Here is a 21840-nt window from a genome sequence, read left to right as displayed (position 1 = left end):
TTATGCGCCGCAGGAAGGTATATTGTCACGGTATGCGTGAATGATAGCGACGAGGGCTTATGGATTATCCGCTGACCAGCAACACCCAGCAACTGAAGCTGATTAACGTTGCCCATGTCATTGAAACGATGAAAGCGCTTCGGCGCGGCACCAAAGCGACCGTGGCCCAGGCGACGGGCCTGAGCTTGGCGACCTGCGGGACGATATTGAACAGCTTATGCGCCAGCGGTGAAATATTGCACGAGGCGCTTGAGGCGTCCAGCGGCGGACGACCTGCGCAGCGTTTTATCTATAATGAGCATTTTTTTTATGTGTTCAGCCTCGCGGTGGCGGGGGAGCATGGTCATTACGTCTACGGCTATACGCTGACCACGGCTATCGGCACCCTCGTCGCCGGCGGCCGTGAAACGCTGCCCAGCGCCGATACCGCCAGCGTTATCGCCTTTATCCACGGCAAAACGGCGCAATACAACGTGCGCGCCATAGGTATCGGCCTGCCCGGCGTGATAGTGGACGGGCGGGTGCTGACCTGCGATATCTCCGCCTTCGAGGACGTGGCGCTGCGCGATATCCTGGCGGCCAGGTTCGCCGCCTTTATCCGCATCGGCAACGATATGAATTTTACCGCCTACGGTTTTTATAAAAACCGGCGCCTGAGCAAAGACCAGCCCCTCGCGTACCTGATGTTTCCGGAAAAACACTGCCCCGGCTGCGGCATTATCGTCGGCGGCAAGGCGCTCGAAGGCGCCACGCAGTTTGCCGGCGAAATTGCCCATTTGCCCTGCCTCAACCGCCCCGGCGCCGGGCGGGCACTGGCGCGCACCGTGGCCGATACGGTTATTTCACTGATTTCCATTATTAACCCCGGCACCATCGCCGTGACCGGCGCGGGACTCGGGCCGCAGATGACGGCCGATATTTTTCGCCTGTGCCGGGAAACCATCCCCAGGCAGCATGTGCCGGACATCATCTACCGCGAAAGCATGGATGACGACTATCTCCGGGGCATCGCCGAAATGACCCTGGAAAGCGCCAATTACCAGCGACTGTTCGGCGCAAGCCGGCGATAGGTCATCCACCAACGCTCGATAAGGGGATAATACGGATCGTGCCGGGCGTCAGGCTGATCCGGGGCGTATTGCCAGGGTTTGTCCAAGATAAAATGCAGGTTTTTGACCTGCGGCATCCGCCACATGGCCGCGTGGTGAACCGATAGCGTTTTCAGGGCGTTATAGCCGTACGGCAGCGCCAGCCAGCGGCCCTGGAAATACGCGTTGAGCAAATCCTGCTCGGGAAAGGGATACGCGGCGAGATCGGTAATGGCGGCCACCTGGCCGGCCAGTTCGTCATAGGTTTTTTCCCCAGGCGTCAATACGATAATACCCGAATTAAAATACGGCGTAAAATCAGCGGGCAGCGCGGCGGGGTTGGCGCTGTAGGTATAATAACAGTTTGCGGGCACCCAGCTTTTGGGATAGGTGGCAATATGGTTGGGATTGCAGCGGCAGGCGTGGCAGGCGGCGATCCCGCCCGCCGGCAGGGGGATATCGAACAGCTCGTCCATGTTTTTCAGCGCCAGCATATCGGCGTCGAGCAGCACCAGCCGGCTGAACCCGGTCAGGCGCCAGGCGCACAGCTTGCTCCATACCTCGGCGAAACGGGCGTAGGCGTAGCCGCCGGCCACCCCGTCCCGCGGGCGGAGCGGGGTAACGGCGCGCACATCGCAGCCCTCGGCCGCCAGGTCGTCACGGATCTGTTGGCCAATCCCGGCGGTCACCATGACCACCAGCGGATAACGCGTATGCGTGTCCTGTAATGATTGATGCAGCGTCCTGACCCCGGCCAGGTAAGCGGGATCGGTCAATAAGGTTATCCAGGCTTTCATCGTCGTTCCTCGGGCCATATCACGCGGTCATGACGTGAAGAGATCCGCGATAAGCGCGTTAGTGAATTTCCCGTGCGGATCGAGGGCGGCTTTCACCTGGCGGAACTGTTCCCAGCGCGGATAGCGCTCGCGCCACTGATAAAGGGCGGGATGGTAATATTTTCCCCAATGCGGCCGTCCCCCTTCGTTTGCCAGCAATTTCTCCACTTCATTGAGAAAATGCACGCCGTCCCGCGACAGGGTGCCGTCCTCGGCGTAATACACCACAAAACCAAAAAAGCAGGTGGCTTCGCCATGTGCGGGACTGAGCCATGCGCTCGAGGGACCGGTACAGCGCAGGATCACCGGGTAATGCATATGGGGGTGCGTTTGCCGGTACCAGCGTTTTATCTTCTGGATCACCTCGCCCGCGCGGCGAAACGGGATGCCGATTTCAATATTGATTTGCGGTGTAGCGATACCGCGACAAAACAGCTGGTAGACATCGCCGGTAATGTCGGAAAAATCCTTGAAACGCGCCACGGTTTTAAACGGCGTGCCATCCCGGCCGCGGATTTTGGTATCGGTACGCATATGGCCCAGCGTGCGCTCCACCGTGGCGTTCATCGATTGATCGCCGGCGGAGAGCGACAGGGTGCGGCAGCCGTTTTCCCGGTAGCGTTTTCCCTCGGCGTCATTGGCCTCGCGGGCGGACCAGACGTGGACTTTGTCCTCCTCGGGAAACCACCACGCCTTGCTGAGCGGATAGCCTTCATTCCAATCGTACAGCAGGGATTCAAGCTCGCCGGCGCCGCAGGCGCTTTTGAAACAGGTGAACAGCGTCGCCGGTATCGTGCGCAGCGTGACTTCGGTCACCACGCCCAGGGCGCCAAGCGCCAGTTGCGCGGCGCCGAAATAAGGGTGATCGCGATCAAAGCCGGCGATGCTGCCGTCGGCCAGCACCATGCGGATATGCAGCGCCTCATCGGCGATGGAGCTTTGCCCCAGTCCTTGCCCATGGGTGCCGGTGGCCATGGCGCCGGCCAGGGTTTGCAGGGCAATAACGCCGGGGGAGGAGGGCAGCATGCGGCCCATCGCCGTCAGGGTTTGATAAACCTGCTGCAGCGTGGTGGCCGCGGCGAAAGTGACCGTATCCGCGGTCGAGTGGATAAGCCCCTGCATTTGGCCGGCATCCAGCAGCATATCCTGCGGCCCGTCGGCGCGCAGCAGGCTGCCGGTGGACAGCCGGCTGCCCATGATCCTGATTTTACCGCGCGCATCGGCGACCAGCGTCTGCAGTTCCGCTTCGCTCCCCGGCCGGCGTACGTTCGCGCGCGGGCCTAGCGTGGCGTTTTGCGCCCAGTTCCAGATCTGCCGATCGCTCGCTACCGGTTGGGTGTGTCTTGGGGGAAATTGTTCTTCGGCGTAGTCCAACATTGCACTCCTTTTGCAATAAAAATCTATTTCATTATTCAGTGTAGCCCAGACCCTCTGGCCCGGCTTGCGCCGGCGTTATTCCAGCCGGATCAGCGGCGCGCCGAACTGGATACTGCGCTCGGTGGGCAGTCCGTCGAATTTAATGGAATAGGCGCTTTCATACCCGTCCACCGCGATAACAGTGCCGCAGCCAAAGACGCCATGGGACACCCGATCACCCGCCCGAAAGCGGGACGCGCCGGCGGCGGGCAACGCCGCGTCCGCGGTCATCACATTGTGTCCGCCGCTCATCAGCGCCTGATCCAGCGGAACATCAAACGCCACGTTCTCGCTGCCGGCATCAAAGATAAACCGCGACGGATATTTGAAAATACCGTCATTGGCCACCCCTTCCGAGTCGCTCAGATACAGCCCGTCCATGGCGCGGGTCATGGCGACATAGGCCAGGCGGCGCTCCTCCTCCATCTCTTGCGCGGAGCTTATCTTGCGCCCGGGAAATACCCCTTCGTTCAGGCCGCAGACAAACACATACGGGAATTCCATACCCTTGGCGCCGTGAATGGTCATCAGCTTTACCGTGTCGGTCTTGCTTTCATTATCCAGACTGGTAAACAGCGCAATCCGCGCCAGGAAGTCCTCGAGCGTCGCCTCTTCGTCTTCGCCTGCGGCCTGCACCGCGCGTTTAAGCTCCGCCACGTTATCCAGCCGCTCCTGATCGCCCTGCAGGCGCAGGAAAGCCTCATAGCCGCTCAGATCCAGCAGCGTCTGCAGGATATTGCCCAGCGACCACTCCGCGCGCTGCGCCCGTACCTGTTCGATGGCGGCCACATATTGCCTGACCCCGGTGCCCGTCAACAGCGCCGCGTCCAGGTTTTCCTTCAGCGCCTGGTACAGGGACAGGCTGCGGGCCTCGGCATAGGCGGCCAGCGTTTCCAGTCGTTTTTTACCGAATTTGCGCGCCGGCACGTTTACGGTGCGCAGAAAGGCCACGTCGTCGCCGGCGGTCACCATACGCAGATAACAGATCACATCCTTGATTTCACGCCGGCCATAAAACTCGATACCGCTGAATATTTTGTAGGGCAGGCCGCGGTCGATAAACCGTTCCTCCAGGGCGCGCGTCAGGTAATGGGCGCGGTACAGGACGGCGATATGATTTGGCGGCACGCCGGTATTGCGCAGCCGGGTAATTTCGCCGGCTATCCATTCCGCTTCCAGCTTATCGCTTTTGGCATGAAAATACCGCGGCCGCCAGCCGCCGGGCTTCACCGCGCGCAGCGTCTTGGGAAACCTGACTTCATTCTTTTCAATCAGGCAGTTGGAGGCGGCGAGTATTTCCGGGGTGGAGCGATAATTGGTGCCGAGCGCGATGGTTTCCGCCCCCGGATACGCCTTGTCGAAATCCAGGAACAGGCGCAGATGGGAACCGCGCCAGGAATAGATGGTCTGGTCGGGATCGCCGACGATAAACAGGTTGCCGTGCCTGCCCGCCAGCAGCCTGGCCAGCTTGTACTGCCGTTTACTGACATCCTGGAACTCGTCCACCATGACGTACTGCATCCGGTTTTGCCATTTTTGCCGCACGGCGGGAAATGTCTCCAGGATCCAGGTGGCGAAATTAATCAGATCGTTAAAATCGCAACCAAAGCATTTCTTCTGCTCATACAGGTAGCGCAGGAAGATTTCCTCGTCGCGATCCCGGGCATCGGCAAAGCGCGCCTTCAGCTGTTCGTTGTTGAGCTGATAAATATCGTCGATATAGGTGGTGGCATACAGTTTTTTGGCTTCCAGCACCTCGTCCAGGGTGCGTTTCACGGTGGTGTCGCGCAGCGTCAGTCCCATATCGGCGAAAATCTTCAGCAGGATCTGCTTCAGGTCTTCCATGTCGAGGATAATGAAATTGCGCGGATAGTTGAGCAGATGGATATCTTCTTTCAGCAACTGTACGCAGAAGGCGTGGAAGGTGCAGATAGTGCCGAGATCCCGATCGCCCAGCACGGCGCGCACCCGCCGCTTCATCTCATTGGCCGCCCGGTTGGTGAAGGTCACGCACATGATATTCCTGGGCGCGATGCCAAGCGTCGAGACCAGGTAGCAGTAACGTTCCGTCAGGGTGCGGGTTTTGCCGGTGCCGGCGCCGGCGATGACCCGCAACGCGCCTTCGGTGGTGACCACCGCCTGGCGCTGTTCTGGATTCAGGGTAGCGAGGGCGCCGGCCACGGACGGCGCGTCGCCGGCATCAGAGTTTGGAGACAAAATCACGACGTTCCTCACCGGTATAGACCTGGCGTGGCCGGCAGGTTTTCAGCGGTTGGCTGTGCATTTCATTCCAATGGGCAATCCAGCCGGTGGTGCGTCCTACGGCGGTAATCACCGTAAACATGGACGACGGCAGCCCCATGGCCTTGAGGATCAGGGCGGTGTAGAAATCCGCGCTGGGGTAAAGTTTGTTTTCCAGGAAAAAGGCATCGGTCAGCGCGATGTGCTCCAGCTCCATGGCCACCTGCAGCAGGTTGTCCTCCATGCCCAGCGCGTTGAGCACTTCATGACAGGTTTTGCGCAGGATGGCGGCCCGGGGATCGAAATGGTGATAGATGGAATTGCCGAAGCCCATCAGGCGAAAGGAGTCGTGGCGATCTTTCGCCCGGTTGACAAACGCCGGGATGCGGTCGACGGTGCTTATCTCCTCGAGCATGCGCATACAGGCTTCGTTCGCGCCGCCGTGCAGCGGTCCCCACATGGACGCCAGGGCCGCGGCGATGCAGGCGAAAGGATTGGCGCCGGAGGATCCCGCCGTTCTGACCGTGGTGGTGGACGGGCACTGGCCATGGTCGGCATGCAAAATCAGGATGCGGTTCATGGCCCGCTCAAGCACGGGATTCACCTCGTACTTTTCCGCCGGGATGGCGAACAGCATATGCAGGAAGTTACCGGTGTACGACAGCGCGTTGCGCGGATAGACCGACGGCTGCTCAATGGAATATTTATAACACATGGCCGCCACGGTGGGCATTTTCGACAGCAGCCGCAGCGCCGCCAGTTCCCGGTCCTCGGGCTTGCCCACATCCAGCGCATCGTGATAGAACGCCGCCAGCGCGCCCACCACCGCGCACATCAGCGCCATGGGATGCGAATCGCGGCGAAAGCCGCTCAGCATACGGGTCATCTGCTGATGAATCATGGTATGGCGCGTGATGGACTCGGTAAAGCGGTCATATTCGTCCCTGGACGGCGCCTGGCCGTGCAGCAGGATATAACAGACCTCGGGAAACGTGCAGTGCTCGGCCAACTGGTCGACCGGAAAACCCCGGTGCAGCAGGATGCTGTTGCGCGCATCGATATAGGTGATGGCCGACTCGCAGCCGGCGGTATTCACGAAACCCGGGTCGTAGGTGTAGAGATCTTCCTGGCGAAACGGGCTGATATCCAGGGCCGCGGGGCCATACGAACCGGCATTGAAATCCAGTTCGATGGAACGTTGCGCGTCAAGCGCGAGGGTGGCTTTGTTCTCGGTCATGTTTAAGTCTCCAGCCTGGATCTAATGGAAAAAAATAAATGCGATGCGCGCCCGTATACCAGCAGGGTCTAATGATTTCACATTACTCGCGTGGCGCGGACTTGACCAGAGCGGAGATAAGCGTAGCTGAATTAACGCATGGCGTCGCGTGAAAAAGACAGCCGCAAACCGGCCCGGCGATAGAGGGATGAGGGAATCCGCCCGCGGCCGGCACGGGCGGAAGCGCGTTAGCGCAACGAGGCGGCGAGGGCCAGAAACAGCGCGGCAATGACCACGAACAGGGCCAGCAGGGGCAAGACCCATAGCAGGTATTTGCTATAGCTCACCCGGGCCAGGGCCAGGCCGCTCATCACGATGGCTGATGTTGGCGTAACCAGGGCGACAATGCCCACCGCGCATTGAAACGCCGTTACCACCACTTCGCGGCCGACCCCGGCGAAGTCCGCCATGGGCGCCAGCACCGGCATAGCCAGGGTGGCCAGGCCCGATGAACTGGGCACCAGGAACGAGAGCGGCATGATAACCAGCATCATGACCACCGCGAATACAGACGACGCGGTGCCGCCGATCGCGCTTTCCACTGAATGCAGCACCGTATCGGTGATAAACGCGTTATGCATGATGACAGTAATACCGCGCGCCAGGACAATCACCAGCGCGGCGCCCATGAAATCGGCGATGCCGCCTATCATCGCGGCCACCAGCGTCTCGCCGTACAGTCCGCCGATAAGGCCAATCAGCAGCGCCATCACAAAAAACAAGGCGGTCAGTTCCGGGAAATACCAGTCAAGCTGCCAGGCATAAGACATGGCATTCGGGCCCGCTATCACCTGCGCCCACGGCACCAGGGCAAAAATCATAAACACGAAGGTCACGGCAAAGCAGGTCATCACCGCTTTTTGCGCGCGGGTCATCGGTGTAAGATTTTGCTCGCAGGCCAGCGCCAGCTGCGCGTCGCCGGCGCTGATGCCGACTGCCGACCGGGACGGGTCGCGTTTAACCCGGCGGGCGTAACGCAGTACATAACCGATGGCCACGGCGGTGAATACCATAAACATTACCGCGCGCAGGCCGATGCCCTGGCTGAGCGGGATATCGGCCCCGGCCGAGGCCGCGCCGGTCATAAAGGGATTGACCGTCGAGTTCATATTGCCCACCACCGATCCTATCAGGATCACGCCCACGGCGGTCAAACGGTCGTAACCGAGGCTCAGCAGCAGCGGGATCAAGATGGCATAGAACCCGAGCGTTTCCTCGCCCATACCGAAGGTCGAACCGCCGATGGCGATCAGCAGCATCACCACGATAATCAACATGGCGCCGCGCCGTTTGAAACGGGTCGCCACCCGGCTAATGCCGGCGTCTATCGCGCCGGTGCGCAGGGTGGTATTGACGAAGGCGCCGATAGCCAGGACAAAAAAGAATACGCCGATGGCGCCGAACATGCCGCCGTTTTCATACGGACCGACGTGGCCGCTAGCGGGATTGAGCATACCGTACAGGCCGTTCACCGGCGCCAGGAACAGATCCAGCAGCCTGGCGCCAAAGGAGCTGAGGTTGTCGATATGCTGATAAGAACCGGCGATCGGGCGGCCATCGGCCAGGCGGTATTTGCCGCTGGGAACGACAAATGTCAATGCCCAGACCACAAGGGTGATGGCGAGCAGCACGCTATAGGTGCTGGGAAAACGTACCGCCCTTGACGGCGCGGCCGGTTCTGCCGTCGGCGCAGGTTCCAGCGCCGGCGATGATTTTTTGGATAGAGACATAACCTACCTTCCTAAAAGTGGCGTCAGGTACAAAAAGCCTTGGCGACAAGGCCGGAGAAACCTCGGGTACATCGGGCGCATCCCATGCCCACGGCGGCGGTCCTGCCTACAGTAGCGAGCGGGCCAACAGCCGCGCGCCGTTAACCGGGGCCACCCTGAGCAGTTCCAGGGTGGCCGCCGGCTGACGCCGCTTTAGCGTTGCCGCCAGCGCGTTAAACATCTCCGGCTGGTGTGAAATGACCCCACCCGCCGCAATGACCTGGCAACTGGCGATGCCGCGTTGGCGCAGGCTATCCACCAGCGCTGACAGCGCCTCAACCGCCTGGGCGACCACCGTTGCGGCCAGCGGCGAACCCGCGTGAGCGCAGGCAAAAATAAGAGCGGCGTGCCGGCTCCACTGCGCCACGTCGGTATTCAGCAAACACGCGGGCAAATCGAGCGCGTGGCCGACGCCGAAGGCGTCCAGCAGCGCGCGGGTCAATGGATCGTCCAGATGGCCCCGGTCATAATCCGCCAATAGCGCCCGCACGGCCTCGCGCACCAAGCCGCTGGCGCCGCCCTCATCGCCCAGCAGCCAGCCCCAGCCGCCTGCTGACAGATATTCCCCATCATCATTCATCGCGATGGCGACCGAACCCGTGCCGGCAATGAGGCCGATGGCACTGGGCCGGCCCGCGGCCAGCGCCACCAGGGCGACATCGCTGACCACCCGGCAGCGCGCGGCCGGGAAATAGGGTTGCAACAGCCGCTCCAACTCACGGCACTCCTGCGCCAGATCGCAGCCATGGGCGCCGACGGCCAGGGCGCGCAGTCGATGGTCGCCGTTCAGTCCCGTCAGTGCTTTTTCCACCAACTGGCCGAGGGCCGCGGCCTTGGCGCCGAAGGATTCAGCGCGCCAGCGTCCGGTTGGGCAGGTGTCATCCAGCAGGATGGCGCCGGTGTCGTCTTGGAGCATTAGACGGGTTTTGGTGCCGCCGACGTCAATGCCGGCCAGAAGGGGGGTCATGACGGTTTGTCCTCTGCCAGCGTCCCGTGCTGGTCAAGTTTGGTATCGAGGCGCTTCACCACCCCGGCGTCGATATCGCTGCCCCATACCTCGGCGAGCGCCAGCGCCAACAGTTCCATGACCAGGACCTCCAGCAGAGCGCGCGGACCTGGTGCCATCGGCGGGATAGACACTATTTCCACCCCCGCAATGGCGGTATCTTGCCCATCGGTTATCAGCAGTATGGGCACGCCGAATTCCGTGAGTTGCCGAGCCAGCAGCGTTTCGCGCGCGCCGCCGATAATGACATGCGCGGTATTACCCACCGAGTCGGTCATGCCGTGTAGGTAATTGCGGGTTCCCGCCGCCATGGCGGGGATCTTGGGGCCTTCGCGCAGGAATAGCGCGCCTTGCTCGGCGGCGGTCAGGCTGCTGGCGCGGGCGGTGAAATCCACGCAGCCGACGCCGGCCAGAGGCGCGGCGAAACGCGATACAACCGGCTGGGCGGCGGCGGCCAGGGCGGCCAGCCGCTGCGGCAACCGCTGCCAGTCGGCAAGATGGTCTGCACCGGTAATAGCGTCGCTTAACATACCGAGCGCGACGGCGGTGGCCATCAGCGCCACCGAGGACATGCCCGAATCAACCAGTCCGCCAAGGCAAAAAGGCACGCCGCATTCACGCGCCAGCGGCGAGTCCGGCTGATTGACGATGGCGATGCGCCTGCGCGCATCGGGCTGGTGGCGCAGCGCCCGGACGACTTCCGGGCTGCGACCGCTTTGCGATACGCCGATATACCAGTCGGCCAACACAGGGCAGGCATCGGGAAGGTCGTCGCCATCGCTGCGCAGCGCATAGACGCCTGCGGCGCGCAAAGTGGCAACGGTAGTGGCAAGCACTGCATGGGAGGCGCCGATGCCGATAAACAACAGCCTGCTATTGCGCAACGCCGCGATATCCAGGGTGGCCAGCCACTTGCCAGTCGCGGCACAGGTGATCGCCACGGCATTGGGCTGGGCCTCAATGCCGGTAGCAAAAGGAATAAGTATTTCTGATGGAGTGAGCATGGTTTCGGCTCTTTTGATTAACGTAAAATGATTTTACGATGTAAGAGCCCCAGCAACCAATTGCCTTAAAGTCGCAGTTAAAAGCTTTTAATATCATAGTGTTAAATAATTCCTCTTTGACGTAAAAATTTATTTTAGTCAAAGAAAGACGGTAAAAGGTAATGAAAAAAGTGTTTAACTTGACCATTGGCGCATTATTTTATATAAAAACTGACCAATATAGCTTTATGTTGACCAATAAACCCGCATCTGGCGCCATCGGTCAATTTTCGGGAGATAAAAATTGCCACGCATGCCCTGGCCGGATCTGGTTTATGCCCATGAACATAATGCCGCGGTGATCAGCCGCGCCGCGCAGCGGGGTACGCTTAAACGTCTGGCGCGCGGATTATACAGCGGCGCGGTGGACGAGGATGGGGAGCAGATCGTCCGGCGCTTTATCTGGCAAATTATCGGCCGGACATTTCCGGACAGCGTGGTAGCGGGGGAGTCCGCCCTGCTCGCCGATCCCCTGGCCAGCCGCACGCTGTATATCATCCATTCCCGCCGGCGCGAGCTGGCGCTGCCCGGAATCACCATTATCTCCCGACCGGGAACCGGCTGTCTGGCGAACGATAGCCGGATAGGCTATGACGTCTGGATGAGTTCCCACGAGCGCGTGGTGCTGGATTTTTTTGCCCAGCCGGCCATGAAACGACCGCAGGCATTGTTTGACGATTGGTTTCAACGCCAGCGGCAGCTGATGACGCTGGGGTCAACCAGACAGCTGGCGGGCCGGTTACGCAAAACGGCCGCGCTGCTGGACAGGGAAAAAGCCTTGCCGGAGGCGATGGCCTTTATTACCCAAAACCTGGCGCATCAGCCGGAATGCCCGCCTGAGCGTAGGGTTGGCACACCGGAGCCGGCGCTGGGAGACATCGCTAAAATACTGGGTAGGGCGCTGCTGACCAGGGGACCCGCCACCCGGCCGGAGCTGGCGCAGGCGGCGGGCCTGTCCAAACCCACCGTCTCCGCCGGTATTGATGAACTGCAAAAACTGCAGTTGGTTCGCCCATTGTATATGCAGACGCAGCCCAAAGGCCGGGCAGCTAAGGTTTATGGCATTGCCAAAACCGCGGGGTGGGTATTGGGCGCCGATATCGGCAATTATCAGGCGTTGTTTATCGCCCGCAGCCTGGAGGGAAAGGTCCTGACGCAGCGGCGTATTACCAATACACCGTTTAGCCAGATGATCAGCGCGGCGGCGTCTTTGCTGGCGGTACTGCAGCAGGGACTACGGGAATATGGGCCGCTGTGCGGCGTGACGCTGGCGCTGTCGCAGGCGATACGCCAGGATATCACGCTGTCCGGCCGGGAAGGACCGTCGCAGGCCGGGCTGACGCCCGATGAAATCCTGTCGCGATTACGGCTGGCCGCCCCGGTGCGGCTTGCGCTTGAAAATAACGTCAACTGCGCAGTGGCGGCGGAGGCGGTCAATGGGGTCGCCAAGGGATTGCGCGACGTTATCTTTTTACAGATCGGCACCCATATCGGCGCGGGCATTATCGCCGGAGGCCAATTGATCCGCGGTGTACGCGGCTGCGCCGGCGAAGTGGCCGATATGCCTTTTCCATGGAGCGCCACCGAACATCCGCGGGAGCTGATGCTGGAACGGCATCTTGGCTACCCTGACTACCTTGACCAGCACACGAAGTCTTCACCGCCCGATAATGGCCGCCGGCTGCCCGAACTTCTGGCGCGCGCCGACGCGGGCGAACCCTCCGCCATACAAGGGGTGCGGGACTATGGCCGGCAGGTTGGCTATCTGGCCACCGGACTCGTGGCGACGCTTGATCCGGCGATGCTGATACTGGGCGGACCGGTGGGGGGCCACCGGCTGGTATGCGCCGCGGTGCGCAAAACCGTCCAGCGTCTCTCCGCTCACACCGAGGTGGTGTCCTCCTTGTACGGCGAAAGCGCCACGGCGGAGGGGGCGGTGGCGCTGGCCCAGGACAATGCCCTGTGGCGGCTATTCGGCGGTTCTTTTATCACCAGGCTAAATTTCGCCGCGGGGGCCGATCGCTGAAGTACCGGTACCATTCTGCCGGGCGGCATAAGCCGGATCGCAACGGACAGACGGCTATCGGTCGGCAACGCTCCCTGCAACCCAATCCGCCCTTAGCGCCGGCTCAGCGCTCCGGCACTTGCGCCTCCAGCTCCTCAATCCAAATTCGGGCGTTGCCGTCCGATGGCGCGCGCCAGTCGCCGCGCGGCGACAGGCTGCCCCCGGCGGTGACTTTCGGTCCGTTGGGCGAGGCCGAGCGCTTAAACTGGCTCAGGGTGAAAAAGCGCACCAGGAATACTTTCAGCCAGCGCCGTATTTCCGCCAGCGGATAGGCGCGGCGTTTCTCCTGCGGGAAACCCGGCGGCCAATCGCCGGCGGCGGCATCCCCCCAGGCGTGCAGCGCCAGAAAGGCGATTTTTGACGGCCGGAAGCCGTAGCGCAGGGTATAAAACAGGCTGAAATCCTGCAGATCGTAAGGGCCGATAAGGGATTCAGTGCTTTGCAACCCGCCGGCGTCGTCGGCGGGCACCAGCTCCGGCGAGATTTCCGTCGCCAGAATGGCCTCAAGCGTGGCCATGACCGGCGCCTCGAACTGGCCGGACGCGATCACCCAGCGAATCAGATGCTGGATCAGGGTTTTGGGCACGCCGGCGTTGACATGGTAATGGGACATCTGGTCACCGACGCCGTAGGTGCACCAGCCGAGCGCCATTTCGGACAAGTCGCCGGTGCCCACCACCATGCCGTTTTCGTGATTGGCCAGGCGGAACAGGTAATCGGTGCGCAAACCCGCCTGTACGTTCTCAAATGTCACATCATAGACCTTTTCGCCCCGGGCAAAGGGATGGCCCAGATCCTCAAGCATGCGCTGCGCGGCGGGGCGGATATCGATTTCACGGTGGGTGACGCCGAGCGCGTTGATAAGGCTTGCCGCGTTGTTATGCGTGCCGGCGCTGGTGCCGAAGCCGGGCAGGGCGCAGGCGATGATATTTTCGCGCGGCAGCCCCAGCCGGTCCGCCGCCCTGGCGATCACAATCAGCGCCTGGGTGGAATCCAGGCCGCCGGAGACGCCGATCACCAGCCGTTTAATGCCGGTGGCGGTGATGCGCTGCGCCAGGGCGGCGACCTGGATGTTATAGGCCTCGTAACAGTCTTGGGCCAGCCGTTCCCGATCGGCGGGCACGAAGGGAAAACGCTCCACCCGCCGCTCGAAGCCGATATCGCGGGCGACGGGCGCCAGGTCGAATGAAATCCGCCGGAACGCGCCGACCCGCGCTTCGTGGGTACGGCGGTTATCGTCAAAGGTGCCCATGCGCATTCGTTCCTGGCGCAGCAAATCCAGATCGATATCCGCCACCGCGCTCTGCCCTGCCACGGCGAAGCGTTCGGTTTCCGCCAGCAGGCTGCCGTTTTCATAGATCACGCACTGGCCGTCCCATGCCACTTCGGTGGTGGATTCGCCGGTGCCCGCCGCGGCATACAAATAGGCGGCGAGACAGCGTATGGATTGTGACCGGCACAGCTGGCGGCGGGTATCCGCGCGCCCGATGGTAATCGGGCTGCCGGACAGGTTGGCCAGCACGGTGGCGCCGGCCAGCGCCGCTTCGGCGCTCGGCGGGATCGGCACCCAGAAATCCTCGCAAATCTCCACGTGCAGCACGAAGCCGGGCACATCCCGCGCGCTGAATAGCAGATCGGGACCGAAAGGCACCTCCTGGCCGGCCAATGACAGGGTGCCGCGCGCCATATCCCCCGGCGCGCACTGCCGCCGTTCATAAAATTCCCGGTAGGTGGGCAGGTAGGATTTAGGCACCACCCCCAGCAGGCGGCCGCGGTGCAGCACCAGCGCGGTGTTATAGACGCGCCCGGCGTGGCGCAGCGGCGCGCCCACCACCAGCACCGGCGTCAGGCCGGCGGTAGCCGCGAGCAGTTCCGCCACCGCGCGCTCCACCGCGTCCAGCAGCACATCCTGCAACAGCAGGTCTTCAATGGAATAGCCGCACAGCGATAATTCGGGGAAAATGGCCAGCGCCACGCCCCGGGCGTCAAGCCCATTGGCGGTCTCGGCTATGGCGCGGGCGTTGACCGACGGCTCGGTAAGGGCGCAGGGCAGGGTGCAGGCCGCCACGCGGGCAAAACCATGCTGGTAGAGGGAATGGAAGTTGTTTGACATAAGCGGGTCTTCTCACGTTGGACTGACGGTCATCGCAGAATAAACCCACTATAGCAGAAGGAGACGCCGGTTCGGCAACACCCGGCTGATTGCCCCGGCGCGCCAATTATCGTCGTCATGCGGTATCAAGGCGTCCGTCCCGTAAAGAACAGACACCCCCGCGCGCGGCGCTAAAGCAACACGCGGGACGGGAGGCGTTTTAGCCGGTGGGGAATAAAAACGGATTAATGCCGCTGCGGCTAAAGCCTTTTTCTTCCAGTTTGGCATCCAGGATAACCGAGGCCAGATCGTCGGCCAGGCTTTCGGCGCAGGCCTCCTTATCCTGGCGGATCACTTTCAGGTAGCTGCGGCAATGACCGCAGCTTTCCGCGGTTACCGCCGCCTGGGTAGCGTCCAGCGACCAGTAGGCCAGGTCGTCGGTCTGCTCGCAGCTGCTGCACACCGCCCGCACCAGATGCCATTCGCTTTCGCACAATGCGCAGTGCAGGTAGCGCAGGCCGGGTACGCCGCCTTTGCCGTGGATGACGCTTGCCGCCGGTGCGGTGCCGCAGAGCGGGCAATATTGCCGCCGGCCGCCGTCGGCCACGGCCTGGCCGCCGATCCGCCCGGCCATCTGCGCCCAGTACAGCGACAGGGCCGCCCATACGAATGGCGCGCGGGCGCTGTCCGCCCGGGCAAAATCCCCGCTCAGCAGTGCCTGCGCCTCGGCCTCCAGCATGCTGTCGGGCAGCGACGACAGGGTGTCCAGCGCCTGGCGCACGGCGGGCGCGGCGTCGGGCAGCAGCAGCGCGATGAGCGCCCGCAGCATGTCGCGCCACTGCGGCGTGCGCGCAAACGTCGCCGCATCCAGCGCAAGCGCGCCTTCAGCCGCAGCGGGCGGATTAACCCCGTCCGCCAGCGGCCGGGTCTCGAGCACCCGGCGCTGCGCCCGCGCCACGCCGGCGGCAAAACGCAGGTAATCACCGAACGGGTGATCCGCCGCCAACTGCAGCAGCCGATCGGCGCGCTGTTGATACAGACGCGGCAGGTCGGCCGCCAGCAGCGGCCTGATCGCCGATGTGGCGGCTATCTGGCGGGCGGATAAGCGGTGTTCGGGCACGATATGGATTGCCATCAGCGCCCCTCCTTGCGGCTGGCCGCCGCCAGGGCGTTTTTTTCCTGCAGCTCGCGATACCAGCGCGGATGGTGTTTTTTCGCCCAGGCCGCCGGCACCCAGCCCTCCACCATAGCGGTAATGGTGCCCTTGACCCACAGGGCGGCATAGATATGCACCATAATCACCATAATCAATCCCACCGCCGCCAGCGAATGCACCAGCAGGGCGGCGCGGATAAGCGGGATGGGGAAATACCCGGCAAACCAGGGCCGCCAGATCATCACGCCGCTTACCAGCAACAGCGCCAGGCTGATAATCGCCGCCCAAAACACGCATTTCTGGCCGAAATTATACCGCCCGGTGTCGCCGACTTCCTGGTTAAGGGCGATTTTATGAATGTTCTTTGCCCAGTAGATATCATCGCGATTGATCAGGTTATGCCGCCAGTAACGCAGGAACATCAGCATAAAGGCGCAAAACATCACCACCCCGGCAAACGGATGCAGGATCCTGGCCAACTGCGGCGTGCCGAAGATATTCATCAGCCAATTGAACGAGGGGAAAAAAAAGCCCAGGCCGCTGAGCGAGACCAGGACAAAGCAGAACGCCACGATCCAGTGATTGATCCGCTCCGGCGCGCTGTAGCGCACAATCCGCTGTTGCTGTTTCATTTTCGTGGCTCCTGTTCGTGATCAGGTTCGTCATGCTGATGGTTATCGTCATCTTCGGCGCGGTTCGGCCCCACCCCGACATAATGGAATACCGTGGCGGCGAAAATGGCGGCGAAGCCGACGGCGGCCAGCGGTTTCCATACCCCTTTCCAGAAGGTGACCGCGGGACTGATGGCCGGGTTGTCCGGCAGGCCGTGGTAAAGCTGCGGCCGGTCCGCGTGATGCAGCACATACATGACGTGGGTGCCGCCGACCCCGGCCGGATCATACAGGCCGGCATGATGAAAACCGCGGGTATTCAGCTCGGCCACCCGTTCCGCCGCCAGGGTGGTCATATCCTCTTTGCTGCCGAAATGGATGGCGCCGGTGGGGCAGGTCTTGACGCAGGCCGGCTCCTGGCCCACCGCCACGCGGTCAACGCACAGCGTGCATTTGTAGGCGCGGTTGTCCTGCTGATTGATACGCGGCACGTTGAACGGACAGCCGGCGATACAGTAGCCGCAGCCGATGCAGTGCTCGGACTGGAAATCCACGATGCCGTTGGCGTACTGGATGATAGCCCCTTCCGCCGGGCAGGCCTTCAGGCAGCCCGGGTCGGCGCAGTGCATGCAGCCGTCCTTGCGGATAAGCCATTCCAGCCGGCCGTCCTGTTCCACCTCGGAAAAGCGCATCACCGTCCAGGATTTTGCGCTCAGGTCGAGGGGATTGTCGTAGACGCCGACGTTGATGCCCACCTCGTCGCGCAGATCGTTCCATTCCGAACAGGCCACCTGGCAGGCTTTGCAGCCGATGCAGGTGGTGACGTCGATAAGCTTGGCCACCGGATCCTGGAAATCCCGCGCGCGCGGCGCGGGGGTCAAACCGTTGGTGGCGGATTTACGGATAATATCCTGTGATTGCATTGCCATGTCCTATCCCCTATACCTTTTCCACATTGACCAGAAAGGCCTTATATTCCGGCGTCTGCGAATTGGCTTCGCCGACGTGGGGCGTTAGGGTATTGGCAAGAAATCCCTTTTTGGTGGTGCCCTCATAGCCCCAGTGACAGGGGATGCCGATGGTATCGATTTCCCGGCCGTCCACCAGCAGGGTGCGGATCCGTTTGGTCACCACCGCTTTGGCCTTGATAAAGCCGCGCTTGGAGGTAATCTTGACGCTGTCGCCGGCCTTGATGCCCTTGCTTGCCGCCAGCTTCTCGCCGATTTCGATAAATTGCTCCGGCTGGACGATGGCGTTGAGGCGCGCATGCTTGGTCCAGTGGCGGAACAGCTCGGTAATGGAATAGGTGGTGGCGACATACGGAAAATCGGCGGCCACGCCCAGGCGCAGGCGATCGGCGGCGAACAGGCGCGCCGCCGGGTTCATTATCACCGCGGCGTGCAGCGGATTGGTGCCGATGGGCGATTCCGCCGGTTCATAGTGTTCCGGGAAGGGGCCGTCCACCAGCTTATCGATGGCGTACAGACGGCCCATGCCTTCGGCCTGCATGATAAAAGGACCCACGCCGCTGCCCGGCGCGGCGTTGCCGTAGTCGGGAATATCAATCCCGGTCCAGCGGGCGCCGTCCCAGTGGATCAGTTCCCGTTTCGGATCCCACGGCTTGCCCTGGGCATCGGCCGAGGCGCGGTTATACAAAATGCGGCGATTTTGCGGCCATGCCCAGGCCCAGCCGGGCGTGCAGCCCAGCCCCGACGGATCGCTGTTATCGCGCCGCGCCATCTGGTTGCCCTGCTCGGTCCAGCTGCCGGCGAAAATCCAGCAGAAACTGGCGGTGGATCCGTCATCGCGCAGCTGCGAGAAATCGGCCAGCTGCTGGCCTTTTTTCAGGATAACCGTACCCTGGTCGTCCTTCAGATCCGCCAGCGCGCGGCCGTTGCTTTCGCGGGCCAGTTCCTCCGGCGTCGGGTCAGCGGGATCGTGATAATCCCAGGCCATATTCATCAGCGGCGCCGGATTGGCTCCGCCCTCGCGGGCGTACAGCGCGCGCAGGCGCAGGAAAATCCCCGCCAGGATCACCCCGTCGTTACGGGCTTCTCCCGGCGGCTCGGCGCCTTTGAAATGCCATTGCAGCCAGCGCCCGGAGTTGACGATGGTGCCGTTCTCCTCGGCAAAACAGCTGGAGGGAAGCCGGAACACCTCGGTCTGGATGGCGGCCGGATCGACGTCGTTAAATTCGCCGTGGTGCTGCCAGAAACTGGAGGTTTCCGTCGCCAGGGGATCGATGATGACCAGGTATTTCAGTTTCGACAGCGCGCCGGAGGCTTTATTTTTATCGGCAAACGCCGCCACCGGATTAAAGCCCTGGGCGATATAACCGTTGACCTTGCCCTCGCTCATCATCTGCGTAAAGTTAAGGGCGTCGTAGCTTTGATCCCATTTCGGCAGCCAGTCGAAACCCCAGTCGTTGTCTTTGGTGGCGTTGGCGCCGTAAAAGCTTTTCATCAGGCTGACAAAAAACTTCGGCGTGTTTTTCCAGTAATTCACCTGATCCGGCAGCAGGGCCTTGGGCGTCGCCTGCGCCAGGTAGTCGGCGAGGGTGGTCTGTTTTTCCGAGGGCAGGTCCATATAACCGGGCAGGCGCAGGGACAGCAGGCCGAGATCGGTATACCCCTGGATATTGGAATGGCCGCGCAGCGCGTTGACGCCGCCGCCGGCCATGCCGATATTGCCCAGCAGCAGTTGAATCATGCCGGCGGTGCGGATAATCTGCGCGCCGGTGGTGTGTTGGGTCCAGCCCAGCGCGTACAGGATGGTGGCGGTTTTGTCCGGCGCGCTGGTTTCACCCAGGATGTGGCAAATCTTCAGAAAATCCGCCTGCGGAGTGCCGCAGATGCGCGCTACCATTGCGGGGGTGTAGCGGCTGACGTGCTCTTTAAGCATATTCCAGACGCAACGCGGATCGGTTAAGGTGGCGTCGCGCCGGGCAAAGCCGTTGTCATCCAGCTGGTACTGCCAGGAGGATTTATCATAGCGGTGCTTGTCGGCGTCGTAGCCGCTGAACAGGCCGTCGTCAAAACGGTACGCTTCGCCCACCAGCAGGCTGGCGTTGGTATAGGCTTTCACATACTCCATCTGCACTTTATTATTGCTCAGCAGATAGTTGATTACCCCCAGCAGGAAGGCGATATCGGCGCCGGCGCGGATGGGCGCGTAAAAATCGGCCACCGAGGCGGTGCGGTTAAAGCGCGGATCGACCACAACCACCTGGGCATGGTTCTTGGTTTTGGCTTCCATCACCCATTTAAAGCCGACCGGATGGGCCTCGGCCGGGTTGCCGCCCATCACCAGCACCACGTCGGCGTTTTTAATATCCACCCAGTTATTGGTCATGGCCCCCCGGCCGAAGGTCGGCGACAGGGCGGAGACGGTAGGGGCATGGCATAGCCGGGCCTGGGTATCAATGGCCAGCATGCCGAGCGCGCGGGTGATGCGCTGGTCAAGCATGCCGGTTTCATTGCTGGCGGCGGACGAGCACAGCATGCCGGTGGTCACCCAGCGGTTCACCGTCACCCCGGCGGCGTTTTTCTCGACGAAGTTGGCGTCCCGATCGGCCTTCATCAGGCGGGCGATGCGCTCGTAGGCGTCCTCCCAGCTGATGCGCTGCCAGGTATTCGAACCGGGCGCGCGGTATTCGGGATATTTCAGCCGCTGGTCGCTGTGGATAAAATCCACCAGGCCGGCGCCCTTGGGGCACAGCGATCCCCGGCTCACGGGATGGTCCGGGTCGCCCTCGATATGGAAAATCGCGGCTTTGGCGTTTTTGGCGCCGTCGCCCAGGCTATACATTAATATACCGCAGCCCACGGAACAGTAGGTGCAGTTATTCCGGGTCTCGTGCGCGCGCAATAACTTATATTGACGGGTCTCCGCCAGCGCGATATCCGGCGCAAAACCCAATGCGGCGGCGGTGGTGCCCGCCATTCCGCCCGCGCAGATTTTAAAGAATTGCCGTCTGCTGAATTGCATGAACGCTCCTGAATACGACATGTATCACATTATAATTCCGTGAAACAAAACCCGGATTTACAGTGACGGGCCGGGTTATGCGCTGCGCTTAGAGAGAGTGCTTTACGCCTTATTTTTTGTGTGGGTATTATCATTCAAATTAACGGGGTTGCAAATGCTTTTCACGGTTGTTAAAGGAAATATTAAATTGTTATTGGCGGGAAAATAACCACCGCGCCGGTCCTCCCGCCGGACGTCCCGCCATGACCGTCGCGGCGCCGCCGTTTTTGCCGATAAGCGCTAACCTTGGTAAAGTTATGCTAAATCGCAAACAAAAGGATCGTTAACATGAACACGCTTCCCGTCGTTGCCGTGCTCGGCCTGGGCGCCATGGGCCATGCTTTTGCGGCCAATCTGGTTAAGAAAAACTTTACCGTCCGCGGCTGGAACCGCACCCCCGGGCGCGGCGAGGATCTGGCGGCAGCGGGCATGACGCTGTGCGATTCCGCGCGGGAGGCGGCCGGGAACGCCGACGTGGTTATCGTGATGCTTACGGACGCGGCGGCCACCGAAGCGGTGATCACCGGCGGGGACGGGATACTCGCCGCTCTGAAAGCGGGCGCGGTACTGGCGCAGATGGGCACCATCGGCGTCGAGTCCACCGACCAGCTTTACCGGGCCGTCACCGCGGCGCGTCCGGACGTGGTGTTTATCGACGCGCCGGTATCCGGCACCAAGGCCCCGGCCGAAAACGCGCAGATCACCGTGCTGGCCGGCGGCGATCGCGCGCGCGCCGCCGCCGTCGAGCCGGTATTTGCCGCCATCGCCAGGGGCACGCAATGGCTGGGGGCCGCCGGCGCCGGCGCGCGCATGAAACTGGTGGTCAACGCCTGGCTGATTGCCATGATGCAGGGCGTGGCGGAGAGCGTCGATCTGGCGCAGGCGCTGGGATTTTCACCGGATAATTTCTGGGATGCGCTGGAAGGCGGCCCGCTGGCGGCGCCCTATGTGAAAAACAAACTCGCGATGATCAAGGCCGACGACTATACGCCGCAAATGCAGCTGTCGCTGGCGCTCAAGGACGCCAATCTGGCCCTCGACGCCGCGGGGAACCGCGCCATGCCAGGCCTGCGCACTATCGCCGGCGTATGGCGCCAGGCGGTGGACGCGGGTCTTGGCGCCCAGGATATCGCGGTGGTGTACCGTTATCTGGGCACGAAAAAATAGCCCTTGCCGTCCTGCCGCCGGCAGGCGCCGGGACAAGGGCGCGCCGGT

The 21840-nt window shown here is 61.9% G+C and carries 15 protein-coding genes; 3 read left to right on the top strand and 12 right to left on the bottom strand.

What is annotated here, in order from left to right; translation table 11 throughout:
• Positions 1-59 precede the first annotated feature (59 nt).
• Positions 60-1070 carry an ROK family protein gene (locus tag ACL2XF_RS11645; RefSeq protein ID WP_413722473.1) on the top strand — a complete coding sequence of 337 codons (1011 nt, stop codon included), beginning with the start codon at positions 60-62 and terminating at the stop codon, positions 1068-1070.
• Here the strand turns inward: ACL2XF_RS11645 and ACL2XF_RS11640 are convergent.
• The 7 genes from ACL2XF_RS11640 to ACL2XF_RS11610 form a co-directional block, all read right to left on the bottom strand.
• Positions 1037-1885 (bottom strand): glycosyltransferase family 8 protein, encoded by an 849-nt coding sequence (locus ACL2XF_RS11640; protein ID WP_413728648.1) that lies wholly within the window; start codon positions 1883-1885, stop codon positions 1037-1039. The genes ACL2XF_RS11645 and ACL2XF_RS11640 overlap by 34 nt on opposite strands.
• 27 nt (positions 1886-1912) lie before the next feature.
• Positions 1913-3301, bottom strand: coding sequence for a D-arabinono-1,4-lactone oxidase (locus ACL2XF_RS11635; RefSeq protein ID WP_413728647.1), 1389 nt, complete (start codon positions 3299-3301; stop codon positions 1913-1915).
• Positions 3302-3376: 75 nt separating this feature from the next.
• On the bottom strand, positions 3377-5557 hold the full coding sequence (locus ACL2XF_RS11630; RefSeq protein ID WP_413728646.1) for an ATP-dependent helicase: 2181 nt from the start codon (positions 5555-5557) through the stop codon (positions 3377-3379).
• Positions 5541-6818, bottom strand: a complete 1278-nt coding sequence (locus tag ACL2XF_RS11625) for a citrate synthase (protein ID WP_410015672.1) — start codon at positions 6816-6818, stop codon at positions 5541-5543. Before ACL2XF_RS11625 ends, ACL2XF_RS11630 begins: the two co-directional genes overlap by 17 nt.
• 227 nt (positions 6819-7045) lie before the next feature.
• Complete coding sequence (locus ACL2XF_RS11620) at positions 7046-8587, bottom strand: YfcC family protein (RefSeq protein ID WP_413728645.1); 1542 nt, start codon at positions 8585-8587, stop codon at positions 7046-7048.
• A gap of 106 nt (positions 8588-8693) precedes the next feature.
• Complete coding sequence (locus tag ACL2XF_RS11615; protein ID WP_413728644.1) at positions 8694-9593, bottom strand: N-acetylglucosamine kinase; 900 nt, start codon at positions 9591-9593, stop codon at positions 8694-8696.
• Positions 9590-10636, bottom strand: a complete 1047-nt coding sequence (locus ACL2XF_RS11610) for an SIS domain-containing protein (RefSeq protein WP_413728643.1) — start codon at positions 10634-10636, stop codon at positions 9590-9592. The genes ACL2XF_RS11615 and ACL2XF_RS11610 overlap by 4 nt, the downstream gene beginning before the upstream one ends.
• 292 nt (positions 10637-10928) lie before the next feature.
• Here ACL2XF_RS11610 and ACL2XF_RS11605 point away from each other — a divergent pair, with 292 nt between their 5' ends.
• Positions 10929-12701, top strand: coding sequence for an ROK family protein (locus ACL2XF_RS11605; RefSeq protein ID WP_413728807.1), 1773 nt, complete (start codon positions 10929-10931; stop codon positions 12699-12701).
• Positions 12702-12804: 103 nt separating this feature from the next.
• On the opposite strand, the gene ACL2XF_RS11600 is transcribed toward ACL2XF_RS11605, so the two are convergent.
• The 5 genes from ACL2XF_RS11600 to fdnG form a co-directional block, all read right to left on the bottom strand.
• A complete protein-coding gene (locus ACL2XF_RS11600) occupies positions 12805-14853 on the bottom strand; it encodes an NAD(+) synthase (protein WP_413728642.1) in 2049 nt (682 codons plus the stop codon).
• A gap of 199 nt (positions 14854-15052) precedes the next feature.
• Complete coding sequence (gene fdhE / locus ACL2XF_RS11595) at positions 15053-15967, bottom strand: formate dehydrogenase accessory protein FdhE (protein WP_413728641.1); 915 nt, start codon at positions 15965-15967, stop codon at positions 15053-15055.
• On the bottom strand, positions 15967-16620 hold the full coding sequence (gene fdoI / locus ACL2XF_RS11590; RefSeq protein ID WP_413722478.1) for a formate dehydrogenase cytochrome b556 subunit: 654 nt from the start codon (positions 16618-16620) through the stop codon (positions 15967-15969). The genes fdhE and fdoI overlap by 1 nt, the downstream gene beginning before the upstream one ends.
• Positions 16617-17528: a formate dehydrogenase subunit beta gene (gene fdxH, locus ACL2XF_RS11585; RefSeq protein WP_410015668.1), complete on the bottom strand. Its 912-nt coding sequence runs from the start codon at positions 17526-17528 to the stop codon at positions 16617-16619. The genes fdoI and fdxH overlap by 4 nt, the downstream gene beginning before the upstream one ends.
• A gap of 10 nt (positions 17529-17538) precedes the next feature.
• The gene (gene fdnG, locus ACL2XF_RS11580) at positions 17539-20586 is read right to left on the bottom strand and encodes a formate dehydrogenase-N subunit alpha (protein ID WP_413728640.1); all 3048 of its coding nucleotides are present in this window, start codon (positions 20584-20586) and stop codon (positions 17539-17541) included.
• A 327-nt stretch (positions 20587-20913) separates the two neighbouring features.
• Here fdnG and ACL2XF_RS11575 point away from each other — a divergent pair, with 327 nt between their 5' ends.
• Positions 20914-21792, top strand: coding sequence for an NAD(P)-dependent oxidoreductase (locus ACL2XF_RS11575; RefSeq protein ID WP_413728639.1), 879 nt, complete (start codon positions 20914-20916; stop codon positions 21790-21792).
• The last annotated feature ends 48 nt before the right edge of the window (positions 21793-21840 follow it).

The sequence above is a fragment of the Sodalis sp. RH19 genome (assembly GCF_047324215.1).
GTDB lineage: Bacteria > Pseudomonadota > Gammaproteobacteria > Enterobacterales > Enterobacteriaceae > Acerihabitans.
This window is presented reverse-complemented; position numbering and strand designations above follow the sequence as displayed.